The sequence below is a fragment of the Oerskovia sp. NPDC060287 genome (assembly GCF_042726775.1).
Lineage (GTDB): Bacteria > Actinomycetota > Actinomycetes > Actinomycetales > Cellulomonadaceae > Oerskovia > Oerskovia merdavium.
Window position 1 is genome coordinate 1 of record NZ_JBHXBO010000231.1, and the last position, 6,416, is coordinate 6,416.

Here is a 6,416-nt window from a genome sequence, read left to right on the forward strand (position 1 = left end):
GGCCCGGTTGCGAGAGCACCGGGCCCGTCGTGCTGTCCGGGACGCGCGGCGCTCACGAGCATGCGGTTGGCGTCGCCCGAGCATGCGGTCGGCGTTCGTCTCGAGGACGAAACCGACGACAACCGCATGGTCGGCACCGAAGGGGCGAGACCCGAGTTGGCGAGGCCACCACCCGAGACCCCACCGAACCACCATGCGCCCCATGTGCCCCAGGGCCCAGGGCCCAGACGCCGAGCAGCCGTCAGGCGGCAGTCCCCGACGCGTCCGCCGCGCTCACCATCGCGACGCTCCGGTCCCACAGCTCGGCGGCGAGCCGTGCGTCGCTCACGAGCGGGTGGGTCGTCGCGATCTTCCGCTTGACGTAGTAGCTCCCCGGCTCCCAGTCGACGCCGGGCGTCGTGGTCGCGAGCCAGACCAGGGTGTCGGCCCCCTTGGCCGACGACGTGAGGAAGCGGCTCAGCACCGTCTGGTACATGACGCGCATGCTGCTCGTCGAGGTCGCCGCGAAGTTCGTCGCGACCACGCCCGGGTGGAAGGACGCGGCCGAGATCCCCGACGCGCGGTACCGGCGGTCGAGCTCGCGCGTGAACAGGTTGACCGCGAGCTTCGCGTTCCCGTAGGCCGCGTTGGGCGCGTACGACCGCTCGGCCTCGAGGTCGTCGAGGTGGAAGTCGCTGAACAGCCGGTGCGCGGCGCTGCTCGTGCTGACGACGCTCGCGTGGCTCTCCTCCAAGCGGTCGAGCAGCAGCGTGGTCAGGAGGAACGGCGCCAGGTAGTTCACCTGGAACGTCAGCTCGTGGCCGTCCTCGGAGACCTGGCGGTCGGCCATGATGCCGCCCGCATTGTTCGCGAGGACGTCGATCCTCTCGTAGCGGTCGAGCAGGTCGGCTGCGAGCGCCCGCACCTCGGCCAGGCGCGCGAAGTCGGCCACGAAGAAGTCGGTCCCCAGGTCTCGGGCCACCGCGGCGGTCTTCTCGGGCGAGCGCCCGACGACCACGACCTGGTGCCCGTCCGCGGCGAGCTGCCGGGCCGCGGACGCCCCGATCCCGTCGCTCGCCCCCGTGATGACGATCGTCCTGCGTGCCATGTGCCGCCTCGCCTCGTGTCGTGCCGCCGGCGCTCGTCCCGGCGCGCCCTCGCCGTGCGGCCGGCCCCTCGCCCGCCACCCGGTCCCCTCGGAGCGTAGACCGAGCACGGGGGCAGCCGCACGACCGGCCCCTGGGCGGCACACGCCGCCGCTCCCCCGGACCACCGCACGGACGACGACGACCGCCCGGGCGGGCTACGCCGTCGGGCCCTCTGCGCGCGCGAAGCGTTCCCGCAGGCCCAGCGCTGCCGACCGCCACGACGCGGCCCTCTTGATCGTCGCGCCCATCTCGCCCTCGTCGACCGGCACGTGCACGACGCGCACCCCCCGCTCGGCCGCGAGCGCCAGCATGGCGTCGGTCGACTCGGGGAACGCGAGCTGCAGCAGGACCGACGTCGTGCACGCCTGCCGCTCGCCCTCGCCGAAGCGGCGCTTGTAGACGATCTCGGTCACGGTCCGCCGGGTGAACAGGTCGCGCTCCGCGACCGCCTCGGGCCCCTCGTCGGGCGCGTCGTCGCCTGCGGTGCCGCCGACCTCGAGGAGGCGAGCGACGTCGTCGGGCAGGGGCACGACCGCCAGGTACAGCGACACGAGCAGCTCCGAGACCTTGCCCAGGACCCAGCCGCGGCCGGGCAGGCGCGGGATCACACGCAGGTACTGCGCGAAGTTCGCCTCGAGCGCGTCGGCCGACAGGCTCGACCACGCGGGGTGCGTGCGCAGCTCGATCACGCGGTCCCAGTCGACCGCGTCGCCGTCGAACCCGATCTCCTGCGGGCCGACGTGCACGGCCCCGAACCGGTCGAGCAGCTCGAGCGGCTTGGTCGCGAAGCGCGGCACGTACGGGACCTGGCGCACGAGGCCTGCGGCCGAGGCGTCCCAGTGCGTGGTGAGCGGCAGGCCGGGGCGCGGGTAGACGTCCAGGGCCCGGCCCACCCAGCCTGCGACGAGGTCGTCGAGCCCGGGCTTCACGGGGGTGTCCGCGAGGCCCGACGGCGGAGCACCGGTCGGGTCGGCGGGTGCGGCGGGGATGGTGGCTGGGTCGGGCGTGACGTCGGTGTCGGTGGGGGCCGGGTCGGCTGCGACGTCCGGGGCCGAGGCAGCGGTCGAGCCGAGCGATAGGTCCTTGTCCACGGGCTCCCCTGGGTCGGCGGCGGTCCGCGCTCCCGGGCCGTGCGCCCGGTGCGGTCGACTCCGGAGACTATCGGAGGTGCCGAGCATGCGGTTGCTGCTCCACGAGCATGCGGTCGTCGTCCGGTCCGGCCCGATTCTCGACGACCACCGCATGCTCGGCACCGCAGGGTGAACGGTGCGACGCTGGGGCGATGAGCGAGGATCCCGGCGCGGGCGGCGACCAGGCGGTCGAGGACCTGTTCGCCCTGCCGCTCGACGAGTTCGTCGCGGCCCGGAACGCTGCGGTCAAGCAGGCGAAAGCAGCGGGCGATGCCGTGGGCGCGGCCCGGCTGCGCGCGCTGACCAAGCCGACGGTGGCCGCGTGGGTCGTCAACCAGGTCGCCCGCGCGCACGGGCACGCGATCGACGACCTCGTGGCTCTCGGCGACGAGCTCCGGGCCGCGACCGAGGCCCGCGACCGCGCGCGGCTCACCGAGCTCGACCACGAGCGCCGACGGCAGGTCGACGCCCTGGTCGCCGAGGTGTCGTCGGCGGGCGTGGGCGGCAGGGCCGTGTCGAGCGAGGTGCTGCGGCGGCTGGGCGAGACGCTCACCGCGGCGGTCATGGACCGCGACGCCGGGGCGCTCGTCCGAGCAGGGCGGCTCACGCGGGCGCTCCAGTACGTCGGGTTCGGGATCGTCGACGAGAGCGGTGAGACGGCCGACGTCGTGTCGTTGAGCGCCGAGCGCGAGGCCCGGAGAGGTGCTGGTGCGCGGCGCGCTGCGGCTGCGGAGCCGTCGGGACGCGCCGGGGAGCCTCACGTCGAGGCGCCTGCCGACGAGCCGGTCGCGGCCGAACACTCTGGATCGGATACCGCCCTCGAGTCAGCCGAGCGCGAGGTGGCGGAGGCCGCCGCGGACATCGACCGGCTCGAAGGTCGCCGCGACCAGGCCGCCGACGCCGTGCGCGAGGCGAGCGACGCCGTCGGGCCCCTGGACGCGCGCCTTGCCGCGCTCGACGAGGAGATCGCCCGGCTGACCGCCGAGCACGACGACGCGCACCGCGCGCTCGACGAGGCACGTGCGGCGCTCGCCGCGGCCGAGGAGGAGCTGGCCGGCGTGGACGCCGAGCTCGCGGCCGCGGAGGGTCGCGCCGAGGAGGCGAGGCGACGCCGTCGGGCGGCACGCGCGAAGGGCTGAGCTCGTTGTCCCCTGTCCCGATGTCTCGATTCTTGCGACATCGAGACATCGAGCAGCAGACGAGACACGGTTCTGAGTGACCGCGCCGCGGTCGAAACTGCCGCGACACCGCGCCGAAACACGCGGGTGGCAGCCTCGCTGTGGGCGCACGGGGGTGCGCGCCCTCCCCAGATCAACCGCCGCCGTCGGCGTGCTTCGCCCTGCCCTCGGCGCACTCGGAAGGGACATCTCCGTGACCACACACGTACGACGACGGCGCCTCCTCGCCGCCGCTCCGGTCGCCCTCGCCGCGATCGCCGCGCCGATCGCCCTGGGTCTGACCGCGACCACGGCTGTCGGCGCTCCCGCCGACCAGTCCTCGACCGGGCTCGCGTTCGGGGCGCCCTTCTACACCGAGGCCGACCTGACGGGCGACGGCACGGTCGACACCGACGACCTGTCGCTGCTCGTCGCGGCGGTCGGGACCACGAGCACCGACGCCGGCTGGGCCGACGTCGCGGCCGCCGACCTCGACGGCAGCGGCGTGATCGACGTGACCGACGTCGCCGCCCTGTCCCAGCGCATGCTCTACGACGACGGCGCCTTCACGCTGCTCGAGGCGAGCACCGTGGACATCCAGAAGGCCATGGCCTCGGGCGAGCTGACCGCGGTCGAGCTCACGCAGATGTACCTCGACCGGATCGAGGCGTACGACGACCAGATCAACTCGATCATCACGGTCAACCCGCACGCCCTCGAGATCGCGGCAGAGCTCGACAAGGAGCGCGCCGCGGGCGGCCCGCGCAGCATGCTGCACGGCATCCCCGTGATCGCGAAGGACAACTACAACACCGTCGACATGCCGACCACGGCCGGGTGCACGTGCCTCCGGGCGAACCAGACGTCGTCGGACGCCCAGATGATCGAGAACCTGCGGGCCGACGGTGCCGTCATCCTCGCCAAGGCCAACCTCTACGAGTTCGCGGTCAACACCACGACCGACAGCTCGCTGGGCGGCACCACGACCAACCCGTACGCGCCCGGCAAGACGTCGGGCGGGTCGAGCGGCGGGTCCGGGGCGTCGATCGCCGCCAACTTCGCGGTGATCGGGCTCGGCACCGACACGGGCGGCTCGATCCGCATCCCCTCGTCGTGGAACGCGCTCGTGGGCGTGCGTTCGACCGTCGGGCTCACGAGCCGTGACGGGATCGTCCCGCTCGCGCTGTCCCAGGACACGGGCGGGCCCATGACCCGCACCGTGACCGACGCGGCCATCGCGCTCGACGCCGTCGCGGGCTCCGACCCCGAGGACGCCGCGACCGCGCTCACCGACTCCCGGCGGCCCGCCTCCTACACCTCGTTCCTCGACGCCGACAGCCTCGACGGAGCCCGCATCGGCTACGACCCGACGACGATCGGCACCAACGCGACCGCCAAGCGCCTGTTCGCCGACGCCGTCGCGGACCTCGAGGCCCGCGGGGCCGAGGTCGTGCCGCTGGCCATCACGGACATGGCGACCATCCAGACGTGGTCGTCGGGCAGCACCAACGAGTTCGGCCACGACCTCAACGCGTACCTGACGAAGTTCGCCGCCCCGGCCGTGCCGTACCGGTCCCTCCAGGACATCGTGGCGTCGGGCGGCGACTACCTCTCCGCGCTGGCGGGCACCCTGCGCACCCGCTCGCTCGTGACCCAGGAGACGTACGACGCGTGGAGGACCCAGCACGACGGCGAGATCGCGTTCGGCCGCCGGGCCATCGAGGGAACCATGGACGCGAACGACGTCGACGCGATCATCTACCCCTCGACCTCGGGACCGACCGGCTACTCGAGCGGCTCCAACAACCGCCTCAGCCCGTTCTCGGCCCTGCCCGCCGTGACCGTGCCCATGGGCTTCGCGTCCGCCGAGCTCGACGGCTCGACGAGCGACGGCGCACCGATCGGGCTCGAGTTCATCGGCCGCGCCTACGACGAGGGGACGCTGCTCGGCCTGGCCTACGGGTACGAGCAGGGCTCGCTCAACCGCCACGCACCCGCGCTGTTCCCCGAGCTGGAGGGCTGAGCCGTGCGGACGACGACACCTGCTTCACTGTTCGAGAGGACGACCACCATGGACCGAGCCGTTGGATCACGGGCACCGCAGCGGGGCGCCGCAGGACGGCTGGCCGCCCGGCGGGTCGTCGCCGGTGCGGCGACGCTGACGCTCGCGGGGGCGACGCTCCTCGGCGGCGCCGGAGCGGCGAGCGCCGCGACGACCGTCGGCTCGTACACGGTCACGGCCTCGGCCTCGTCGGTCGAGGTCGGTGACACCGTCTCGGTGACCGTGGCCGCCACCGGGGTCACCGACCTGTTCGCGTACGAGCTCACGGTGGGCTTCGACCCCGAGGTGCTCGAGTACGTCGACGGCAGCGGGACCACCGACATCTCCGGGTTCCACGAGGCGGCGCTCGGTCCCGACGGGTCCTCGGTCGTGCTCACGCAGACCAAGCTCGGCACCTCGCCGGCCGCCGAGGGAGACCTGACGCTCGCGACCCTCGACTTCGTGGCCGTGGGCGCGGGGGACGGTGCCGTGACCGCAGAGCGGGCCACGCTCGTCGACGCCGCGACCCAGGCGACCGAGGTCACGGGTCTCGGTACCGCGCCGATCACCGTGACGGCCGTGGCGGTCGAACCGACCGACCCGCCCACCGACGAGCCGGGGAGCGGTCCTGGCACCGATGGGCCGGGCACCGACGAGCCCACCGACGACGCGACGCTCGTCGACTCCGACGGCGGGTCGGACCCCTGGTCGACCGGAGGCACGGGCTCGGGCTCGCTCGCCTCGACCGGTGCGACCGTCGGCCTCGCGGCCGGCGCGGCGTTCCTCGCTCTGCTGGTCGGCGTCGGGCTCGTCGTCGCAGCCCGACGCCACCGCGCCCGCCAGGCGAAGGGCGGCGCGGAGTAGCGCCGCTCCTGCCCCCGGCACAGGGGCGGGAGCGCGGAGCGCGCCCGTGGGGGGCGCGCTCGACGGAGCGACGGGCCGGGCCTCGGTGACGAGGTCC

At 74.0% G+C, this 6,416-nt stretch carries 5 protein-coding genes; 3 read left to right on the forward strand and 2 right to left on the reverse strand.

From position 1 onward, the window contains the following. Nucleotides 1-241: 241 nt before the first annotated feature. Complete coding sequence (locus tag ACFWFR_RS16240; RefSeq protein ID WP_377623643.1) at nt 242-1,087, reverse strand: SDR family NAD(P)-dependent oxidoreductase; 846 nt, start codon at nt 1,085-1,087, stop codon at nt 242-244. A 195-nt stretch (nt 1,088-1,282) separates the two neighbouring features. Next, nucleotides 1,283-2,218 carry a hypothetical protein gene (locus ACFWFR_RS16245; RefSeq protein ID WP_377623644.1) on the reverse strand — a complete coding sequence of 312 codons (936 nt, stop codon included), beginning with the start codon at nt 2,216-2,218 and terminating at the stop codon, nt 1,283-1,285. A 191-nt stretch (nt 2,219-2,409) separates the two neighbouring features. Between ACFWFR_RS16245 and ACFWFR_RS16250 the strand changes: the two genes are divergently transcribed. From ACFWFR_RS16250 to ACFWFR_RS16260, 3 genes are all read left to right on the forward strand, one after another. Further along, complete coding sequence (locus ACFWFR_RS16250; protein ID WP_377623645.1) at nt 2,410-3,396, forward strand: hypothetical protein; 987 nt, start codon at nt 2,410-2,412, stop codon at nt 3,394-3,396. A gap of 232 nt (nt 3,397-3,628) precedes the next feature. Beyond that, the gene (locus ACFWFR_RS16255) at nt 3,629-5,437 is read left to right on the forward strand and encodes an amidase family protein (RefSeq protein ID WP_377623646.1); all 1,809 of its coding nucleotides are present in this window, start codon (nt 3,629-3,631) and stop codon (nt 5,435-5,437) included. A 48-nt stretch (nt 5,438-5,485) separates the two neighbouring features. Continuing rightward, entirely contained in the window at nt 5,486-6,319 is an 834-nt protein-coding gene (locus ACFWFR_RS16260) for a cohesin domain-containing protein (protein WP_377623647.1), read from the forward strand. The last annotated feature ends 97 nt before the right edge of the window (nt 6,320-6,416 follow it).